Origin of the sequence: Pseudorhodoferax sp. Leaf274, from assembly GCF_001422445.1 — a bacterium.
Lineage (GTDB): Bacteria > Pseudomonadota > Gammaproteobacteria > Burkholderiales > Burkholderiaceae_C > Pseudorhodoferax.
Map to the genome: position 1 here is coordinate 55,429 of NZ_LMNA01000005.1, position 19,476 is coordinate 74,904.

At 68.1% G+C, this 19,476-nt stretch carries 13 protein-coding genes, 1 tRNA gene and 1 pseudogene; 7 read left to right on the forward strand and 8 right to left on the reverse strand.

Features of this window, described 5'->3' with window-relative positions:
• Window positions 1–30: 30 nt before the first annotated feature.
• Window positions 31–1,464, reverse strand: coding sequence for an FAD-linked oxidase C-terminal domain-containing protein (locus tag ASF44_RS09570; RefSeq protein WP_156374432.1), 1,434 nt, complete (start codon window positions 1,462–1,464; stop codon window positions 31–33).
• Between the two features lie 57 nt (window positions 1,465–1,521).
• On the reverse strand, window positions 1,522–2,850 hold the full coding sequence (locus tag ASF44_RS09575; RefSeq protein WP_056898993.1) for an MFS transporter: 1,329 nt from the start codon (window positions 2,848–2,850) through the stop codon (window positions 1,522–1,524).
• 188 nt (window positions 2,851–3,038) lie between these two features.
• On the opposite strand from ASF44_RS09575, the pseudogene ASF44_RS32815 reads away from it, so the two are divergent.
• Window positions 3,039–3,831 (forward strand): annotated as a pseudogene (locus tag ASF44_RS32815) (IS3 family transposase); the annotation flags it as partial.
• A gap of 184 nt (window positions 3,832–4,015) precedes the next feature.
• Here the strand turns inward: ASF44_RS32815 and ASF44_RS09580 are convergent.
• The 4 genes from ASF44_RS09580 to ASF44_RS09595 form a co-directional block, all read right to left on the reverse strand.
• A tRNA-Val gene (locus ASF44_RS09580) sits at window positions 4,016–4,092 on the reverse strand.
• Between the two features lie 59 nt (window positions 4,093–4,151).
• Entirely contained in the window at window positions 4,152–6,398 is a 2,247-nt protein-coding gene (locus ASF44_RS09585) for a bifunctional (p)ppGpp synthetase/guanosine-3',5'-bis(diphosphate) 3'-pyrophosphohydrolase (RefSeq protein WP_056899116.1), read from the reverse strand.
• Window positions 6,399–6,408: 10 nt separating this feature from the next.
• The gene (locus ASF44_RS09590) at window positions 6,409–7,326 is read right to left on the reverse strand and encodes an alpha/beta fold hydrolase (RefSeq protein WP_056898994.1); all 918 of its coding nucleotides are present in this window, start codon (window positions 7,324–7,326) and stop codon (window positions 6,409–6,411) included.
• A 118-nt stretch (window positions 7,327–7,444) separates the two neighbouring features.
• Window positions 7,445–8,170 (reverse strand): SIMPL domain-containing protein, encoded by a 726-nt coding sequence (locus tag ASF44_RS09595; RefSeq protein ID WP_056899117.1) that lies wholly within the window; start codon window positions 8,168–8,170, stop codon window positions 7,445–7,447.
• 170 nt (window positions 8,171–8,340) lie between these two features.
• On the opposite strand from ASF44_RS09595, the gene ompR reads away from it, so the two are divergent.
• Together ompR and ASF44_RS09605 are read left to right on the forward strand one after the other, a co-directional pair.
• A complete protein-coding gene (gene ompR / locus ASF44_RS09600; RefSeq protein ID WP_056898995.1) occupies window positions 8,341–9,072 on the forward strand; it encodes a two-component system response regulator OmpR in 732 nt (243 codons plus the stop codon).
• 18 nt (window positions 9,073–9,090) lie between these two features.
• A complete protein-coding gene (locus ASF44_RS09605) occupies window positions 9,091–10,512 on the forward strand; it encodes a sensor histidine kinase (protein WP_235579178.1) in 1,422 nt (473 codons plus the stop codon).
• On the opposite strand, the gene ispF is transcribed toward ASF44_RS09605, so the two are convergent.
• Together ispF and ispD are read right to left on the reverse strand one after the other, a co-directional pair.
• A complete protein-coding gene (gene ispF, locus ASF44_RS09610; protein WP_056898996.1) occupies window positions 10,513–10,995 on the reverse strand; it encodes a 2-C-methyl-D-erythritol 2,4-cyclodiphosphate synthase in 483 nt (160 codons plus the stop codon). It abuts the gene before it with no gap.
• Window positions 10,992–11,732 carry a 2-C-methyl-D-erythritol 4-phosphate cytidylyltransferase gene (gene ispD, locus ASF44_RS09615; RefSeq protein WP_056898997.1) on the reverse strand — a complete coding sequence of 247 codons (741 nt, stop codon included), beginning with the start codon at window positions 11,730–11,732 and terminating at the stop codon, window positions 10,992–10,994. The genes ispF and ispD overlap by 4 nt, the downstream gene beginning before the upstream one ends.
• A 107-nt stretch (window positions 11,733–11,839) precedes the next feature.
• Between ispD and mfd the strand changes: the two genes are divergently transcribed.
• The 4 genes from mfd (at window position 11,840) to ASF44_RS09635 (ending at window position 19,459) form a co-directional block, all read left to right on the forward strand.
• Window positions 11,840–15,316, forward strand: coding sequence for a transcription-repair coupling factor (gene mfd, locus ASF44_RS09620; RefSeq protein ID WP_056898998.1), 3,477 nt, complete (start codon window positions 11,840–11,842; stop codon window positions 15,314–15,316).
• Between the two features lie 23 nt (window positions 15,317–15,339).
• Window positions 15,340–16,053: a phosphoserine phosphatase SerB gene (serB, locus tag ASF44_RS09625; RefSeq protein ID WP_056898999.1), complete on the forward strand. Its 714-nt coding sequence runs from the start codon at window positions 15,340–15,342 to the stop codon at window positions 16,051–16,053.
• Window positions 16,054–16,252: 199 nt separating this feature from the next.
• On the forward strand, window positions 16,253–18,175 hold the full coding sequence (locus ASF44_RS09630; protein ID WP_056899000.1) for a PrkA family serine protein kinase: 1,923 nt from the start codon (window positions 16,253–16,255) through the stop codon (window positions 18,173–18,175).
• A 12-nt stretch (window positions 18,176–18,187) separates the two neighbouring features.
• Window positions 18,188–19,459 (forward strand): YeaH/YhbH family protein, encoded by a 1,272-nt coding sequence (locus tag ASF44_RS09635; RefSeq protein ID WP_056899001.1) that lies wholly within the window; start codon window positions 18,188–18,190, stop codon window positions 19,457–19,459.
• The last annotated feature ends 17 nt before the right edge of the window (window positions 19,460–19,476 follow it).

Genomic DNA, 19,476 nt, shown 5'->3' on the forward strand with positions numbered 1-19,476 from the left:
TTGGATGGGTTGTGTGAGCGCGTCCGGCCCTCAGCTGAAGCTGACGACCTTGCCAGGGTTGAAGATGTTCTGCGGATCGAACGCCCGCTTGACCGAGCGCATCAGCGCCACCGCATGCGCGCCGTGCTCCTCGACGAGGTACTGCATCTTGTGCAGGCCCACGCCGTGCTCACCGGTCGATGTGCCGCCGTGCCCGAGCGAACGCTGGACCAGCCGGTGGCTGAATGCCTCCGCCGCAGCCACCTCATCGGGTGCGTCGGGATCGACCAGCACCAGGCAATGGAAGTTGCCGTCGCCGACATGGCCGAACACCGGCGCCAGCAGGCCATGGGCAGCGATGTCGTCGAGCGTCTCTTCGACGCAGCTGGCCAGCGCGGACAAGGGCACGCAGGCGTCGGTCGTCATGCTGCGGCTGCCGGCCTTGAGTTGCAGCGAAGCGAAATAGGCGTGGTGGCGCGGCGTCCACAGGCGCGAGCGCTCTTCCTGCAGGCTGGCCCACTGGAACGCGCCGCCGCCGTGGCCGCTGGCGATCTCGCGCACCACCGCGGCCTGCTCGTCGATCTGCGCCTGGCTGCCCGCGAACTCCAGAAACAGCGTCGGCTTCTCGGCCAGCGTGGTGCGGCTGTGTGCGTTCACGGCCTGGATCGTCAGCGCATCCAGCATCTCCGCGCGGGCCAGCGGCACGCCGAGCTGGATCGACTCGATGACGCAATCCACGGCGGCCCGCACGCTCGGGAAATGCACCACCGCGGCGGCCACGACTTCGGGGTGGGGGTGGATGCGCACCGTCGCCTCGGTGATGAGCCCGAGCGTGCCTTCCGAGCCGCAGAAGAGCTGCGTCAGGTTGTAGCCCGCCGAGCTCTTGCGCGCGTGCGATGCGGTACGGATGACCTCGCCCTGCGCCGTCACGACCGCCAGGCTCACGACGTTGTCGCGCATCGTGCCGTAGCGCACGGTGTTGGTCCCGGAAGCAGCGGTTGCCACCATGCCGCCGATGCTGGCGTCGGCGCCGGGGTCCACCGAGAAGAAGAAGCCGGTGCCTGCCAGCGCCGCATTCAGCTGGTTGCGCGTGGTGCCCGCCTGCACCGTGGCCGTCAGGTCGTCGGTGCGGATCGCCAGCACTTCGTTCATCTGCGAGAAGTCGATGCACACGCCGCCCTCGACAGCCAGCAGGTGGCCTTCGATCGACGAGCCGACACCGAAGGCGATGACAGGCACCCGCTCGGCCGCACAGGCCTTCACCACGAACGCTGCTTCGTCGGTGTCGTGCACGAAGACGACGGCATCGGGCGGCTGCGGGCGGTAGCTCGACTCGTCGCTGCCGTGCTGCAGCAGCACGCTGTCGGCGGTGGAGAGGCGCGCCGCGAAGCGGCCCCGCAATGCCGCGAGCAGTTCGGCAGAGGGTGCGCGGCGGCGGGTACCAGCAGCAGACGGGCGCACAGGGTCCATCACATGAGCGTTCATGACGTCGATTCCTATCAGGGGATGAAGCCGCGCGCAGGCCGCCCGCGGCAGGTCGCGCTAGCGCGTCGAGGAATTGAGGGGCTGCTTCGGCGGTTTGACCAGCAACACCAGCACGGCGCCGATCACCAGGAATGCCGCCAGCATGTGCAGGCCCGCATCGGTGCTCTTCGTCGCGTCCTTGATCAGGCCGATCATGAACGGCGCGGAGAAGCCCGAGAGGTTGCCGAACGAGTTGATGAGGGCGATGCCCGCCGCCGCAGCAGCACCGCCCAGGAACGCGGTCGGCATGCCCCAGAACACGGGCAGCGTGGACATGATGCCCATCGTCGCGATGGTCAGGCCGACCATCGACAGGGTGGCGTTGCCGTGCATCGCCACGCTCATCAGCAGGCCCGCGGCACCGACGACAGCGGCGATGGCCGAGTGCCAGCGGTGCTCGAGCCGGCGGTCCGCGCTGCGTGCTGTCAGGTACATCGCGACCACGCCGAAGGACCACGGAATCGCGCTGAGCAGGCCGATGTCGAGCGCGCCCTTCACCCCGATGGCCTTGATGATGCTGGGCAGCCAGAACGAGATGCCGTACAGGCCCGACACGAAGCAGAAGTACACCAGCGCCAGCAGCCACACCCGGCCATTGGACATCACGCTCCAGATGCTGACCTCGGCTTTGCCGGTGCCTTCCGCCGCGATGTCACGGGCGACCAAAGCGCGTTCGTCGGGGCTCAGCCAGGCGGCGTCCTTGACGCGGTCGTCGAGATAGCGCCAGACCAGCACACCCAGCGCGGCGGTGGGCAGGCCCTGCAGCAGGAACATCCATTGCCAGCCTTGCCAGCCGTTGACCCCGGCCATGCCCTGCAGGATCCAGCCCGAGATCGGCCCGCCCAGGATGCCGGCGAACGGAATGGCGGCCAGGAACAGCGAAGTCGCCTTGCCGCGGCGCGCAGCCGGGTACCAGTAGGTGAGGTACAGGATGATGCCGGGGAAGAAGCCGGCTTCGGCCGCGCCCAGGAAGAAGCGGATCACGTAGAACGTCATCGGCGAGTTCACGAACATCGTGGCGGCCGACAGCAGGCCCCAACTGATCATGATCCGAGCGATCCAGCGGCGCGCCCCCACCTTGTGCAGGATCACGTTGCTCGGCACTTCGAACAGGAAGTAGCCGATGAAGAAGATGCCGGCGCCCAGGCCGTACACCGCTTCGCTGAACTGCAGCGCGTCCTGCATCTGCAGCTTGGCGAACCCGACGTTGACACGGTCCAGGTAGGCCGCGATGTAGCAGACGAACAGCAGCGGGATCAGACGCCAACTGACCTTGCGGTAGACCGCGTCGGCGGCCGAGAGAGAAGTGCTGCCGCCATGTGGCGGTGACAGAGTCGTGGATGTCATCGTGTTGCCTCGGATGGTTCTGCTCGGCCTGCATGGTCGATCCGCGCCCCCGTAGGGCCTATCGGGTTAACTCGCGAAATGCATACCGATGGGAGAACGTGCCATCTCGGGCCGAGATGCCGGCAGTCATCCCTGCGGACGCAGCTCACGAATGGTGGCGCGTAACAATGGAGATGCGCGCACAGCCCAGGACCGCACACGTGACCGCACATATGACCGGACACTTGTTGCCAACGTGGTCACGCACCGCGCGCTTGCAGGTGTCTCGCAGCGGCTATGGCCAATGGCGCGTGCGCCTGCCAGTCCCAGCACACTGGCCAACCAAGCGCTGGACGTCAAGGTAGCGGCCATCCACGATGCCAGTCGCCGAAGCTATGGCCGTACTCGGATCGTTCGCAAGCTGCGCCAGCAGGGCGAAGTCGTCAGCGCCGAGCGAGTGCGAAGCTTGCCGGTGGCGCCGAATCTGCTGGATCGGCGCTTTGATGGTTGGCAGCGTGACCAGGCATGGGTAGCGGACATCACGTACGTGCCCACCGCAGGGGGCTGGCTGTAGTTGGCCGCCGTGATGGACTTGGCAGGTCGGCGCATCGTAGGCTGGTCGATGTCCGAGACTATCGATGCCACGCTGGTGTGCACCGCCTTGAAGTCGGCATGGTGGCTGCGCAATCCTGCCAAGGGGCTGCTGGTCCACACCGACCGGGGGTCGCAGTATGCCGGTGGGCGCTACCGGGCGCTGGCCGCCGAACTAGGCATCACGACGTCCATGAGCAGGAAGGTCAACGCCTGGGACAACGCTCCCATGGGAGCTTCTTCAAGACGCTGAAGGTCGAGCGCATCCATCCGGTACGCTATGACACGCGGGCGCAGGCCAGACTAGCCATCGTCGATTGGATAGAGGGCTGGTACGACCGCCAGCGCCTGCACTCGGCCAACGGCTTCCTGCCTTCGGTGATCTGGGAGAACACCCGTTTAGATGCATGACTTGCTGTACGTGGAAACGAGGCAAGGTCACGTGGATCAATCGAATTTACTCAGAGTCCCAGAAACCCGAAATCTGTTCACCCCTGCGTTTGCCTCTGCGTTTACCCCTTGGGGCTTTCAGCCAGGCCGAAGAACAAAAAAGCACTTAGCGTTTCCGCTAAGTGCTTCATTGATCTACCAAATTTGGTAGGCGCGATTGGACTCGAACCAACGACCCCCACCATGTCAAGGTGGTGCTCTAACCAGCTGAGCTACGCGCCTGTCGTAAGCCCACGATTATAGCCATGGTTTTTGGCTTCTGTCATCCGCGGCCCAAAAATTTATCGGCGGCGCGCCGAGCGCACGCCCTGCACCTCGGCCACCACGCCGAGCACGCGGGCCAGCCGGGCGGCATCGGCGATCTCCACCGTGAAGGTCATCCAGGCCGTGCCCTTGACGGATTGGGTCTGCACGCCGATGACGTTCATGCGCTCCTTGGTGAAGACCTCCGAGATGTCGCGCAGCAGGCCCTGGCGGTCGGCGGCCTCCACCGCCACGTCGACCGGGTACACGGCAGCCACCTCCTTGCGCTGCTGGCCCCACTCGACCTCGATCACGCGCTCGGCGTTGCGGGCGGCCATCTCGCGCAGGTTGCTGCAGTCCGCACGGTGGATGCTGACGCCCTTGCCACGCGTGACGAAGCCGACGATGCCATCCGGCGGCGCGGGCTTGCAGCACTTGGCCAGCTGCGTCATCAGCGAATCGATGCCCACCACCAGCACGCCGCCCTTGCTCGCGCCGCGCGCCTTGCGGAGCAGCGGCGCCTCGTCCTGCGGCGGCGCCGCCGGGCGCAGCAGCTGCTCGATGTTGCGCAGCGAGTACTCGTCCTTGCCGACGACCTCGAACAGTCCGTCGGCCGACTTGAAGCCCAGCTGGGTGGCGATGTCGTCGAGCTTGAGCGCGGTCTTGCCCTCGCGCTGCAGCAGCTTCTCGACGGCCTCGCGCCCGCGCGCCACGGTGGCATGCAGCGCGGCCGCGTTGAACCAGGCCCGCGCCTTGGCGCGCGCACGGTGGCTGGCCAGGTAGCCCAGGTCGGCATTGAGCCAGTCGCGCGAGGGCCCGCCTTCCTTGGCCGCCGTGATCTCCACGGTCTGCCCGTTCTGCAGCGGCGTGTTGAGCGGCACCATCACGCCGTCCACGCGCGCGCCGCGGCAGCGGTGGCCCAGGTTGGTGTGCAGCGAGTAGGCGAAGTCCACGGGCGTGGCGCCGGCCGGCAGCTCGACGATGGCCGCATTCGGCGTCAACACGTAGATGCAGTCGCTGAGCAGGTCGACGGGGCCGCTGGCCGGCAAGCCCTCGGGCCGCATGGCGCCCGACAGGTCGCGCTCCCAGGCCAGCAGCTGGCGCAGCACGGCGATCTTGGCGTCGTAGGCGCCGCTGGCCGAGACACCGGCATAGCCCTTTGCACCCGCCTCCTTGTAGGCCCAGTGGGCGGCCACGCCGTGCTCGGCGTGGTCGTGCATGGCCTGGGTGCGGATCTGGATCTCGATCGGCTGGCCCAGCGCGCCGCCGTCCAGCCGCGGCCGCACCACCGTGTGCAGCGACTGGTAGCCGTTGCCCTTGGGCTTGGCGATGTAGTCGTCGAACTCGCCCGGCACGGGCTGGAAGTGCGCGTGCACCCAGGCCAGCACGGCGTAGCAGTCGGCCACCGCCGGCACGATCACGCGCAGCGCGCGCACGTCGAACACCTGGCCGAAGTCCAGCGACTTGCCGCGCATCTTCTTGACGATGCTGTAGATGTGCTTGGGCCGGCCCTGCACGGTGGCGGCGATGTCCTGTGCACGCAGGTCGGCCTCGACCGCGCTGCGCAGCTGCGCCATGCCGGCTTCGCGCTCGACACGCTTTTCGTCGAGCAGCCGCGCCACCTCCTTGTAGGTCACGGGCTCCAGGAAGCGGAAGGCCAGGTCTTCCATCTCCCACTTGATCTGCCAGATGCCCAGGCGGTTGGCGAGCGGCGCGAACACCTGCAGCGACTCGCGCGCCATCGCCTCGGCCACGGGGGTCTTGCTGGCCGCATGCCAGCGCAGCGTCTGCAGCCGCGAGGCCAGGCGCAGCATGACCACGCGCAGGTCGCGCGAGAACGCCAGCAGCATCTTGCGCACGGTCTCGGTCTGCACGCCGGCGTCGTCGACCAGGTGCGCGGACGACAGCGCGCCGCGCGACAGGCGCTGCACGCGCATGAGCTGCGTGGTCTCCACGGCCAGCGTCGCGAAGTTCTCGCCGAAGGCCTTGGCGATGACCTCGTGGGGCCGGTTCAGGTGCACGCAGGCATGCACGAGGTAGCTGGCGGCCTGCATGGCCTCGGAGCCGCCGACGTCGCGCAGGATGGTGGCCACGGCGTCGGCGTGGGCCAGCGTGTTCTCGCCCGAATCCAGCGTCTCGTCGGCGATCAGCGGCTCGGCGAAGGCGCGCGCGCGCGCCAGCGCATGGACCTGGTCGGCCAGGGTGCGTTCGCTGGCCGCGATCAGGTCGTTGACGGGAACGGGTGTGGTCAGGGGCCCGGAGGGCTGCGCGCTGGAAGCCTTCACCTGCAACTCTTCACTTCAGGAATTCCACGACGGCCTGGCGCTGGTCGTCGGCCACCAGCGTGGGCGCATGGCCGACACCGGCGAACTCCAGCAGCCGCGCGCGCGGGCCGCGCTGCGCCATCTGCCCGGCCGTCGCGCGCGTGAGCAGGTCGGAGTCGGCACCGCGCAGCAGCAGCGTGTCCGCCGCGATGCGGTCGTACAGCTGCCACAGCATGGCCTCGCCCTGCTCGGCCGCCTGCTGCGTCAGCGCGCCGAACGGCTCGGCGATGCGCGGGTCGTAGTGCAGCACCAGCGGGCCATCCGGCTCGCCGGCCACGGCAGGGCGCACCATGTGGCGCGACAGGTCCAGCCACTGCTGCGGGCTGTGCGGGCCGAAGCCGGTGGAAACGGCCCACATCGCGGCCGCCGCCTCTTCCAGCGAGGCATAGGTTCCGCCCTTGCCGAGGTAGGTGCCGATGCGCTGCAGCGCCTCCCACTGCACCACCGGACCCACATCGTTGAGCACCAGCTTGCGCACGGGCGCCGGCAGCGGCAGGCCGGCCTGCCCTGCCACCACCAGCCCGATCAACCCGCCCATGCTGGTGCCGACCCAGTCCAGGCGCGCGATCGGCGCCTGCGCTTGCAGTTGCGCCAGCATGGCCAGCATGTCGCCCGCGTAGACCGGGATCTGGTAATGCGCCGCATCGGCCAGCCAGTCGCTGCGGCCACGGCCCACCACATCGGGGCAGACCACGCGCACGTGCGGCGCCAGCATGCGTGCCAGCGCGTCGAAGTCGCGGCCCTGGCGCGACAGCCCGTGCACGCACACCACCACGTGCGGGTTGCCCGTGTCGCCCCACTGCCAGTAGGCCATGCGGTGGCTGTCCGCCGCGCCCGCGGCAGCGGCGGAACCAGGACAGACGACATGGTGCAGAACGGGAGCAGTCATGGTGCGAAATTCGTTTGGAATGCGAGCGGCTGGCCCATCCTAAAGGATAGGCGCCACGGTTGCGGCGCGCATCGCCTAGCAGGTCCGCCGAATGGCGTACGCCATCGGCCGCAGGCGGTCAGCGCAGCTGGACGCCGCCGGACACTGTCACCGTCACCGTGCTCTTGCCGGCCTCCACGGGCACCGGCGCCGCGTCGGAGTAGGAGGCCTTGGCCTGCATGGGCATCATGCGCGGGCGCGGCATGCCGCCCTCGTCGGCCATCACGGACACCTCGCGCAGGCTGTAGTCGGCAAAGCCGAAGCTCTTGGCGATGTCGGTGGCCTTGGCCTTGAACTGCGCGATGGCCTGGGCCTGGGCCTGGCCCTCCACGCGCGCCCGCTCCTCACGGCTCAGGCTGAACGCGACCTGGCCCACGGTGAGCCCCTGCACGCGCCCGGCCGCGCTGCTGATGCGGCCGAAGTCGCGTCCCTCCAGCACGATCTCGGCCGTGCCCTGCCAGGTGCTGATGCGGCCCTCCTTGCTGTAGCGCGGGGACAGGCTGAAGGCGCCACTGCGCACGTCCAGCTGGCCGGGCTGCGCGGACTTGCGCGCCTCGGCCAGCGCCGCATCGATGGCGGCCTTGAGCTGGCTCTGCACCGCGGCGGCGTCGGGCGCCTCGCGCGTGGTGCTGAGCGTCATGGTCAGGAAATCCTGCGGCACCTCCACCACACCCGAGGCGGACAGCTGCACCACGTTCTGCGGCACCGGCTGCACGCCCTGGGTATGGGCATGGGCAGGCAGCAAGGCGGCGGCGCCCAGGCAGGCGGCCAGCCACAGCGAGGACGGCAAACGAGAAACGGACATGGACATGAACCCTTCTTTCAAGACAAGGCCGGCATGGTCGACGCAAATCGCATACATCCTGTGAAGCCCCTGCGCGCACTTGTAACAGTGTGTGCCGAACGGGGTCTTAGGCCGAAATCGCCACCAGACCGTTGCAGAATTGCCGCTGTTACACATTTCTCTGCCTGCCCATGTCCCAGACTTCTTCCCGACCCGACAAGATTTTGGTAGTGGATGACGATTCGCGCATCCGCGACTTGCTGCGTCGCTACCTCGTGCAGGAAGGCTTCGAGGTCATCCTCGCGGAAGACGGCAAGGCGCTGAGCCGGCTGATGCTGCGCGAGACCGCCGACCTGATCGTGCTCGACCTGATGATGCCGGGCGAGGACGGCCTGTCGATCTGCCGCCGCCTGCGCGCCGCCAACGACCGCACGCCCATCATCATGCTGACGGCCAAGGGCGAGGACATCGACCGCATCGTCGGCCTGGAGGTCGGTGCCGACGACTACCTGGGCAAGCCCTTCAACCCGCGCGAACTGCTGGCCCGCATCCATGCCGTGCTGCGCCGCCGGCCGGTCAAGGAGGCGCCAGGCGCGCCATCCACCGACAACGAGGTCACCAACTTCGGGCCGTTCGCCTTCGACCTGGGCGCGCGCACGCTGCGCAAGAACGGCGACGAGCTGCCGCTGACGACCGGCGAGTTCGCCATGCTCAAGGCCCTGGTGCGGCATCCGCGCCAGCCGCTGTCGCGCGAGAAGCTGGCCCTGCTGGCACGCGGCCGCGAGTTCGAGCCCTTCGACCGCAGCCTGGACGTGCAGGTCTCGCGCCTGCGCAAGCTGGTGGAGCAGGACGCCGCCGCGCCGCGCTACATCCAGACGGTCTGGGGCGTGGGCTACGTCTTCGTACCGGACGGCGCGAACTGACCACGCCCGTTCGCTGACGTGGCGTTCAGTCGCAGCACGCAGCCTCCAGATTTCCCGGACGCCACCAGTCCGGCGCCGCTGGAGCTGCTGCCCCCCAAGAAGAGCGTGGTCCGGTCGCTGCTGGCGATCAACATGTTCTGGCGCACCTTCATCCTGCTGGCGGTGCTTCTGCTGGGCAGCATGCTGGCCTGGCTCAAGACCATGCGCGAGCTCGAATTCGAGCCCCGCGCGCTGCAGACCGCCCAGCAGATCGCGGCCCTGGTCAACCTCTCGCGTGCAGCGCTGCAGTACGCCGACCCGATCGCGCGCGTGTCGCTGCTCAAGGCCATGGCCGAGCAGGAGCGCGTGCGCATCGCGCCGCACGAGCCCAAGGACGTCTTCGTGCCGCTGGACGACGATGCGCTGAGCCGGCGCATCGTCGCCGCGCTGGAGTCGCGCCTGGGCGCCGGCACCGTGGTGGCCAGTTCCGTCAACGGCGAGCCCGGCCTGTGGGTGGGCTTCACGATCAACGGCGATCCGAACTGGCTGCACACCGACCGCGAGCGCTTCAACCCAGGCGGCGGCCGCACCTGGCTGGTCTGGCTGCTGACCACCGGCGGCGTCTCGCTGGCCGGCGCGGCGCTGATCGCCGGCCTCATCAACCGCCCGCTCAAGCGCCTGCTGGTGGCCACGAGCCGCGTGCGCGAAGGCGATTTCGACGCCGGCCAGCTCGACGAAGGCGGCGTGACGGGCGAGATCCGCGAGGTCAACATCGGCTTCAACCGCATGGCGCAGCGGCTGGCCAAGATCGAGCAGGACCGCGTGGTCATGCTGGCCGGCATCTCGCACGACCTGCGCACCCCGCTCGCGCGGCTGCGGCTGGAGACCGAGATGAGCGTGGCCGATGCCGACGCGCGCGCCCACATGGTGGCCGACATCGAGCAGCTGGACCGCATCATCGACAAGTTCCTCGACTATGCGCGGCCGGACCACATCGACCTCAAGCCCGTGTCGTTGAACAAGATCATCGAGGCCTGCTGCTATGCGGTGCGCGACCACGAGGACATGCGCATCCACGTGCAGTTGCCCGAGCCGCTGGTGGTGATGTCCGACGCCACCGAGCTCGCGCGCGTGCTCTCCAACCTGCTGGAGAACGCGCGCCGCTACGGCAAGACGCCCGGAACCGACGTGGCCGAGATCGACATCGCCGCCAAGCCGCGCGACGAATGGGTGCTGATCAAGGTGCGCGACCGCGGCCCCGGCGTCAGCGAATCGCAGCTGGCCGACCTGTCCAAGCCCTTCTTCCGCGGCGACACGGCGCGCACCGCGGCCACCGGCGCGGGCCTGGGCCTGTCGATCGTGGACACCGCCATCCTGCGCATGGGCGGCGTGTTCCAGCTGGCAAACACGCGCTCGGGCGGCCTGGCCGCCCACATCAAGCTGCGCCGCGCGCTGCGCTGATCAGCCGGCGCGCTCCAGCAGCACGGCGGCGCGCGCCTCCATGCTCTGGCCCTGGCCCACGGGGCCGAGCTTCTCGGCCGTCTTGGCCTTCACGTTGACCTGGTCCACATCCAGGCCCAACGCCTGTGCAATGCCCTGGCGCATGGCCGCGATGTGCGGCAAGAGCTTGGGCGCCTGGGCGATCACGGTGCTGTCGATGTTGCCGATGCGCCAGCCCTTGGCCGCCACGCGGCGCGCGGCCTCGACCAGCAGCTTCATCGAGTCGGCACCCGAGAACTGCGGGTCGGTGTCGGAAAAGTGCGTGCCGATGTCGCCCAGCGCGGCCGCGCCCAGCAAGGCGTCGGTGATGGCGTGCAGCAGCACGTCGGCATCCGAGTGGCCCAGCAGGCCCAGGTGGTAGGGAATCGTGACCCCACCGATGATGAGCTGGCGGCCGGGCACGAGCGCGTGCACGTCCCAGCCTTCGCCGATGCGGAAGTTCATGCTTGGTCCTTGGCTCGGCCGCGCAGCACCTGCTCGGCCAGCGAGAAATCCTCGGGATAGGTGACCTTGAAATTGAGCGCGCCGCCCGGCACCAGCAGCGGCGTCAGGCCCAGGGCCTCGATGGCGCTGGCCTCGTCGGTCACGGCGTCGGGGTCGGCCGCCAGGGCCGCATCGAGCGCGCGGCTCAGCACGCCGATGCGGAACATCTGCGGCGTCTGTGCCAGCCATTTGTCGGCGCGCGGCAGCGTCCGGGCCACGCGGCCGGCGCCGTCTTCCTGCTTGAGCGTGTCGGGCAGCCTGTGCGCGAGCAGGCCGCCGACCGGGTCGTCCCGGCAGGCTGCGATCAGCGCCTCGATCTGCCCGGGCGTGACCAGGCAGCGCGCCGCATCGTGCACCAGCACCCAGTCGTCGCCGCGCGCGCCCTGCTCGAACAGGTCGTGCAGGCCGTTGCGCACGCTGCGCGCGCGTGAGTCGCCGCCGCAGTCGCGCACCACGCAGGGCGCGCTGTGGCGCTCGAAGAAGTCGTCGCCCGGCGCCACCACCACCAGCACGTCGCGGATGCAGGCCACGGCCGCGAAGGCGGCCAACGTGTGCATCACCATGGGCTGGCCAGCCACCGGCTGGTACTGCTTGGCCAGGGGTTTGCCGGTCGTGGCGCCCGGCGCCTGTGCGCGGCTGCCACTGCCCGCGCACGGGATCAGCGCGTAGCAGCGCGCCGGGGTCGGTGATTCAGTCATTGCCGCGATTCTAGAAAGCCGCGACGCGCTGCCTACAATCGCAGCAACACCCCCCGCCCTCGCCCGGCGGGGGGCTTTTTGCATTGCGCGCCCACCGCTTTTCGTCCATGGATCTCCCCAAGCTCATCCCCGGCAAGCGCTTCACCTTGCCCCGTCCGCCCGGTTCGGCCGACGCACTGCTGCTGGCCCGGCTGGCCGAACGCGAGAAGGCCGGCCGCAAGGTCGTCGCCATCGTCACCTCGGATGCCAACGACGCCCAGCGCCTGCTGGAGGAACTGCCGTTCTTCGCGCCCACGCTGCGCTGCGCGCTGTTCCCGGACTGGGAAACCCTGCCCTACGACACCTTCTCGCCGCACCAGGACCTGATCAGCGAGCGCCTCGCCACGCTGTGGCGCCTGTACGCCGGCGCCGCCCAGGGCGATCCCGAGGCCGGCGTGGACGTGGTGCTGGTGCCCGCCACCACCGCGCTGTACCGCGTGGCGCCGCCCAGCTTCCTGGCCGGCACCACCTTCCAGTTCAAGGCCAAGCAACGGCTGGACGAGGCGCGGCTCAAGTCGCAGCTCACCTTGGCCGGCTACAGCCACGTGACGCAGGTCGTGAGCCCCGGCGAATACGCGGTGCGCGGCGGCCTGATCGACCTCTTCCCCATGGGCTCGCCGGTGCCCTACCGGGTGGACCTGTTCGACGACGAGATCGACTCGATCCGCACCTTCGACCCCGACAGCCAGCGCAGCCTGTACCCCGTGCCCGAGGTGCGGCTGCTGCCCGGCCGCGAGTTCCCGATGGACGACGCCGGCCGCGCGCGCTTTCGCAGCCGCTGGCGCGAGCTGCTCGAAGGCGACCCCACGCGCAGCCGCATCTACAAGGACATGGGCAACGGCGTGGCCACGGCCGGCATCGAGTACTACCTGCCGCTGTTCTTCGAGGAGACGGCCACCGTCTTCGACTACCTGGGCGCCGGCGCCACCGTCGTGCTGCACGGCGACCTGGAGGCCGCGTTCCAGCGCTTCTGGCAGGACACGCGCGAGCGCCACCGCGTGCTGGTGGGCGACCCGGACCGGCCGGTGTTGCCGCCCGAGGCGCTGTTCCTGTCCAGCGAGCAGTTCTACGGCCAGGCCAACGCGCACAGCCAGCTGGCGCTGCGGCCGGCCCAGGCCGAGGCCGCGGACGCCGTTCCCTACGCCGAATTCGCGCCGCTGCCCTCGCTGTCCGTGGTGCGCGGCGCCGACGAGCCGCTGGCGCGCCTGTCCAGCCACCTGCGCAACACCCAGCAGCGCCTGCTGCTGCTGGCCGAATCCGACGGCCGGCGCGAAAGCCTGCTGGACTTCGTGCGCGCCAGCGAGCTGCAGCCACCCGTGTTCGACAGCCTCGCGGAGTTCGAGGCCAGCACCGAGCGCCTGGGCATGGCCACGGGCGCGCTCGGCGCCGGCTTCGCCTGGCTCGAGGGCGGCATCGATTTCGTCACCGAGACCGAGCTGTTCGCCGCCGGCCCCACCGCGCGCCGCCGGCGCAAGCAGGAGCAGGTCAGCGACGTCGAGGCGCTGATCAAGGACCTGGCCGAACTCAACGTGGGCGACCCCGTCGTGCACGCCGCGCACGGCATCGGCCGCTACCTGGGCCTCGTGAGCCTGGACCTGGGCCAGGGGAACACCGAGTTCCTGCACCTCGAATACGCCGACAAGGCCGTGCTCTACGTGCCCGTGAGCCAGCTGCACCTGATCAGCCGCTACACCGGCGTCAGCGCAGCCGAGGCGCCGCTGCACAAGCTCGGCTCCGGCCAATGGGACAAGGCGCGGCGCAAGGCCGCCGAGCAGGTGCGCGACGCCGCGGCCGAGTTGCTCAACATCTACGCCCGCCGCGCCGCGCGCGAGGGCCATGCCTTCCGCTACGCGCCGCAGGACTACGAGGCCTTCGCCAACGACTTCGGCTTCGAGGAGACGGCCGACCAGAAGGCCGCCATCCACGCCGTCATCCAGGACATGATCTCGCCGCAGCCCATGGACCGCCTGGTCTGTGGCGACGTGGGCTTCGGCAAGACCGAGGTGGCGCTGCGCGCGGCCTTCGTCGCGGTGACGGGCGGCAAACAGGTGGCCTTCCTCGCACCGACCACGCTGCTGGCCGAGCAGCACTACCAGACGCTGGTGGACCGCTTCTCCAAGTGGCCCGTGAAGATCGCCGAGATGAGCCGCTTCCGCTCCGCCAAGGAGATCACGGCTGCGGGCAAGGGCCTGGAAGACGGCAGCGTGGATATCGTGGTCGGCACGCACAAGCTCTTGAGCGCCTCCGTCAAGTTCAAGAACCTGGGCCTGCTCATCATCGACGAGGAGCACCGCTTCGGCGTGCGCCACAAGGAGGCCATGAAGGCCATGCGCGCCGAGGTCGACGTGCTCACCCTGACGGCCACACCGATCCCGCGCACGCTGGGCATGGCGCTCGAAGGCCTGCGCGACCTGTCGGTCATCGCCACCGCGCCGCAGCGCCGCCTGGCCATCAAGACCTTCGTGCGCAGCGAGAACAACGGCGTGATCCGCGAAGCCGTGCTGCGCGAACTCAAGCGCGGCGGCCAGGTCTACTTCCTGCACAACGAGGTCGAGACCATCGAGAACCGGCGCGCCAAACTCGAAGAACTGCTGCCCGAGGCGCGCATCGCCGTGGCCCACGGCCAGATGCCCGAGCGCGAGCTCGAGCGCGTGATGCGCGACTTCACCGCCCAGCGCAGCAACGTGCTGCTGTGCTCGACCATCATCGAGACCGGCATCGACGTGCCGACCGCCAACACCATCGTCATGAGCCGCGCCGACAAGTTCGGCCTGGCCCAGCTGCACCAGCTGCGTGGCCGCGTGGGCCGCAGCCACCACCAGGCCTATGCCTACCTCATGGTGCCGGACATCGAGGGCCTCACCAAGCAGGCAGCGCAACGTCTGGAAGCCATCCAGCAGATGGAGGAACTGGGCTCGGGTTTCTACCTCGCCATGCACGACCTGGAGATCCGCGGCGCCGGCGAGGTACTGGGCGAGAACCAGAGCGGCAACATGCTGGAGGTGGGCTTCCAGCTCTACAACGAGATGCTGTCCGAGGCCGTGCGCAGCCTGAAGGAAGGCAAGGAGCCCGACCTGCTGTCGCCGCTGTCGGTCACCACCGAGATCAACCTGCACGCCCCAGCCCTGCTGCCCGACGACTACTGCGGCGACGTGCACCTGCGCCTGTCCTTCTACAAGAAGCTGGCCACCGCCAAGAACAGCGACCAGGTCGACCGGCTGCTCGAGGAGATCGTCGACCGCTTCGGCAAATTGCCCGCGCAGGCCCAGACGCTGATCGACGTGCACCGCCTGCGCGTGTTGGCGCGGCCCTACGGCGTGGTCAAGGTCGATGCCGCGCCCGGCGTGATCCACATCACGTTCAAGCCCGACGCGCCGATCGAGCCCATGCGCATCATCGAGCTGATCCAGAAGAACAGGCACATCAAGCTCGTGGGCAACGAGAAGCTGCGCATCGAGCGCGAACTGCCCGAACCCAAGGACCGCGCCCAGATGGTGCGCGACGTGCTGCGCCACCTGGGCCAACCCGTCGCGCAGACGGCCTGACATCCACCGACCCCACCACCGCCATGACTGCATCCACCTTCGCGCCCGGCCTCGTCGTGCGCGGCTTCACGCCGCCGCTCGCGCTGTCCGATTTCAAGCTGATCGCGTTCGACATGGACTCCACGCTGATCAACATCGAGTGCATCGACGAGATCGCCGATGCGGTCGGCAAGAAGGCCGAGGTCGCGGCCATCACCGAGGCCACCATGCGCGGCGAGATCCGCGACTTCAAGGAAAGCCTCACGCGCCGCGTGGCACTGCTGCAGGGCGTGCCGGTGGCCGCGCTGCAGCAGGTCTACGACGAGCGCCTGCGGCTGAACCCTGGCGCCGGCGAACTCGTGGCAGCCTGCAAGGCCGCGGGCCTCAAGGTGCTGCTGGTCTCGGGCGGCTTCACCTTCTTCGCCAACCGCGTGCGCGACCGCCTGGGCATCGACTTCACCCGCTCCAACCTGCTGGCCGAGGCCGATGGCGTGCTGACGGGCCGCGTGGTGCCGCAGGCCTGGGGCGACATCTGCGATGGCGCGGAAAAGCGCCGCACGCTGCTGGAAGTGGCCTCGCTGCTGGGCGCCGCGCCGGGCCAGTGCATCGCGGTCGGCGACGGCGCCAACGACCTGCCCATGATGGGCGAAGCCGGCCTTTCGGTGGCCTACCACGCCAAGCCCAAGGTGCGCGAACAGGCCATGGTGTCGATCGAAGCCGGCGGGCTGGACCGCCTGCTGGAACTGCTGCGCGCCTGAGCGGGCAGCCTCCCGCAGACTGCGCGGGACGGCCATTGTGCGGCCCGCTGCGGGTGCCTGCACGGGCACGTTTGGATGTCCCGCAACACCTTGCACATTTGTGGCTTGTGCCTTTCGGGGAAGGACTATGATGGTTCGAACCTTCTCGCCAAACGCCACCCAAAGCGTTGACAGCTGATCCCAATTCACAGGAGAAACGATGTCGATCTTTGCCCGTTACCAGGACCGATTCGAAGCCGCCCAGGAAGAGGAAATGTCGGTCCAGGAATACCTGGAACTGTGCAAGCGCGATCCGAGCGCCTACGCGAGCGTCGCAGAGCGCATGCTGCTCGCGATCGGAGAATCCGAGCTGGTGGACACGCGCACCGATCCGCGCCTGTCGCGCATCTTCGCCAACAAGATGATCCGCGTGTACCCGGCGTTCCGCGACCTGTACGGCATGGAAGAGGTGATCGAGAGCATCGTCGCCTACTTCCGCCACGCGGCCCAGGGCCTGGAAGAGAAGAAGCAGGTGCTGTACCTGTTGGGGCCCGTCGGTGGCGGCAAGTCCTCCCTGGCCGAGCGGCTCAAGTACCTGATCGAGAAGGTGCCGTTCTACGCGATCAAGGGCTCGCCCGTGCACGAGTCGCCGCTGGGCCTGTTCGACCCCGGCGAAGACGCCAAGATCCTGCAGGACGACTACGGCATTCCCAACCGCTACCTGTCCACCATCATGAGCCCGTGGGCCGTGAAGCGGCTGCAGGAGTTCGGCGGCGACATCACCAAGTTCCGCGTGGTCAAGATCCGGCCCTCGGTGCTCAAGCAGATCGCGGTGTCCAAGACCGAGCCTGGCGACGAGAACAACCAGGACATCTCGGCGCTGGTCGGCAAGATCGACATCCGCAAGCTGGAGACCTATTCGCAGGACGACCCGGACGCCTACTCGTATTCGGGCGGCCTGTGCCTGTCCAACCGCGGCGTGCTCGAGTTCGTGGAAATGTTCAAGGCGCCGATCAAGGTGCTGCACCCGCTGCTGACGGCCACGCAGGAAGGCAACTACAAGGGCACGGAGGGCTTCGGCGCCATCCCGTTCGACGGCCTGATCCTGGCGCACTCGAACGAGGCCGAGTGGCAGGCCTTCCGCAACAACCGCAACAACGAGGCCTTCCTCGACCGTATCTACATCGTCAAGGTGCCCTACTGCCTGCGCGTGGCCGACGAGATCAAGATCTACGAGAAGCTGGTCTTCAACTCCTCGCTCGGCAATGCGCCCTGCGCACCCGACACGCTGCGCATGCTGTCGCAGTTCTCGGTGCTGTCGCGCCTGAAGGAGCCCGAGAACTCGTCCATCTTCTCCAAGATGCGCGTGTACGACGGCGAGAACCTGAAAGACACCGACCCGCGCGCCAAGAGCTTCCAGGAGTACCGCGACTTCGCCGGCGTCGACGAGGGCATGACGGGTCTCTCGACGCGCTTCGCATTCAAGATCCTGTCGCGCGTGTTCAACTTCGACCACCGCGAGGTGGCGGCCAACCCGGTGCACCTGATGTATGTGCTGGAGCAGCAGATCGAGCAGGAGCAGTTCCCGCCCGAGGTCGGCGAGAAGTACCTGCGCTACATCAAGGAATTCCTCTCGCCGCGCTATGCCGAGTTCATCGGCAAGGAGATCCAGACCTCCTATCTGGAGAGCTACTCCGAGTATGGCCAGAACATCTTCGATCGCTATGTGGTCTACGCCGACTTCTGGATCCAGGACCAGGAGTACCGCGACCCCAACACGGGCGAGATCCTGGACCGCGGCGCGCTCAACGACGAGCTCGAGAAGATCGAGAAGCCCGCCGGCATCTCCAACCCCAAGGACTTCCGCAACGAGGTCGTCAACTTCGTGCTGCGCGCGCGGGCCCGGCAGGACGGCAAGAACCCGGCCTGGACCTCGTACGAAAAGCTGCGCGCCGTGATCGAGAAGAAGATGTTCTCGAACACCGAGGAGCTGTTGCCGGTGATCTCGTTCAACGCCAAGGCCAGCGGCGAGGAGCAGAAGAAGCATGCGGACTTCGTGAACCGCATGATCACCAAGGGCTACACCGAGAAGCAGGTGCGCCTGCTGTGCGAGTGGTATCTGCGCGTACGCAAGTCCTCGTGAGAAAGGCCTTAGATGACCGTGCGCATCGTCGACCGGCGTAACGACAGCAAGAACAAGAGTTCGGTCAACCGCAGCCGCTTCATCCGGCGGTTCAAGGGCCAGATCCGCAAGGCAGTTTCCGACGCGATCAACAAGCGCGGCCTCAAGGACCTGGACGAAGGCGAGAAGATCGGCATTCCCGGCAAGGACATCGACGAGCCGCAGTTCGAGCACGGACGCGGCGGCGTGTGGGACGCCGTGCGGCCCGGCAACGACCGCTTCAACGCGGGCGACCAGGTCGACCGGCCCAAGGGCGGCACTGGCGGGGGCGGTGGCAAGGGCCAGGCCAGCAACGAGGGCGAGAGCCTGGACGAGTTCGTCTTCACGCTGACCAAGGACGAGTTCCTGGACATCTTCTTCGACGAGATGGCACTGCCCAACCTCGTCAAGCAGCAGCTGGCCCAGATCGAGCAGTTCAAGCGCACGCGCGCCGGTTTCGTGCAGACCGGCGTGCCGACCAACGTGAACCTCACGCGCACCATGCGCGGCGCGGCCGGCCGGCGCGTGGCCATCGGCGGCCCTTACCTGACGCAGCTGCGCGCGCTCGAGAAGGAACTGGCCGAGCTGCGCGAGAAGCTGCCCGAGGACGACCCCGAGGTCGAGCGCGTGCGCAAGGAGATCACCAAGCTGCGCGCCAAGATCGACCAGATCCCCTTCGTCGACACCTTCGACCTGCGCTTCAACAACCGCGTGAAGACGCCCAAGCCGTCGACGCAGGCCGTGATGTTCTGCCTGCTCGACGTCTCGGGCTCGATGGACGAGGGCCGCAAGAACGTGGCCAAGCGTTTCTTCATGCTGCTGTACCTGTTTCTCAACAGGAACTACGAACACATCGAGGTGGTCTTCATCCGCCACCACACGGTGGCCAGCGAGGTGAGCGAGGAGGACTTCTTCACCTCGCGCGAGTCCGGCGGCACCGTGGTGTCCAGCGCGCTCACGCTCATGCACGAGATCATCACGGCGCGCTACCCCAGCAGCCTGTGGAACATCTACGGCGCGCAGGCGTCCGATGGCGACAACTGGCACGACGATTCGCCGCGCTGCCGCGAGATCCTGGGCAACCAGATCCTGGAACTCACGCAGTACTTCGCCTACATCGAGATCACCGACGGGCCGCCGCAGAACCTTTGGGAGGAATACCTGAAGCTGCAGGAGGCCCAGGCCGGCCGCTTTGCGATGCAACGCATCGCCAACCTGGCCGACATCTACCCCGTGTTCCGCGAACTGTTCAAGCGCCGGGCCTGAGCCCCTGCCCGGCCGCC

Coding starts and splice junctions, on each gene's coding strand:
- ASF44_RS09570 (WP_156374432.1), bottom strand. CDS start 1,464: ATGAACGCTCATGTGATGGACCCTGTGCGCCCGTCTGCTGCTGGTACC.
- ASF44_RS09575 (WP_056898993.1), bottom strand. CDS start 2,850: ATGACATCCACGACTCTGTCACCGCCACATGGCGGCAGCACTTCTCTC.
- ASF44_RS09590 (WP_056898994.1), bottom strand. CDS start 7,326: ATGACTGCTCCCGTTCTGCACCATGTCGTCTGTCCTGGTTCCGCCGCT.
- ASF44_RS09595 (WP_056899117.1), bottom strand. CDS start 8,170: ATGTCCGTTTCTCGTTTGCCGTCCTCGCTGTGGCTGGCCGCCTGCCTG.
- ompR (WP_056898995.1), top strand. CDS start 8,341: ATGTCCCAGACTTCTTCCCGACCCGACAAGATTTTGGTAGTGGATGAC.
- ispF (WP_056898996.1), bottom strand. CDS start 10,995: ATGAACTTCCGCATCGGCGAAGGCTGGGACGTGCACGCGCTCGTGCCC.
- ispD (WP_056898997.1), bottom strand. CDS start 11,732: ATGACTGAATCACCGACCCCGGCGCGCTGCTACGCGCTGATCCCGTGC.
- mfd (WP_056898998.1), top strand. CDS start 11,840: ATGGATCTCCCCAAGCTCATCCCCGGCAAGCGCTTCACCTTGCCCCGT.
- serB (WP_056898999.1), top strand. CDS start 15,340: ATGACTGCATCCACCTTCGCGCCCGGCCTCGTCGTGCGCGGCTTCACG.
- ASF44_RS09630 (WP_056899000.1), top strand. CDS start 16,253: ATGTCGATCTTTGCCCGTTACCAGGACCGATTCGAAGCCGCCCAGGAA.
- ASF44_RS09635 (WP_056899001.1), top strand. CDS start 18,188: ATGACCGTGCGCATCGTCGACCGGCGTAACGACAGCAAGAACAAGAGT.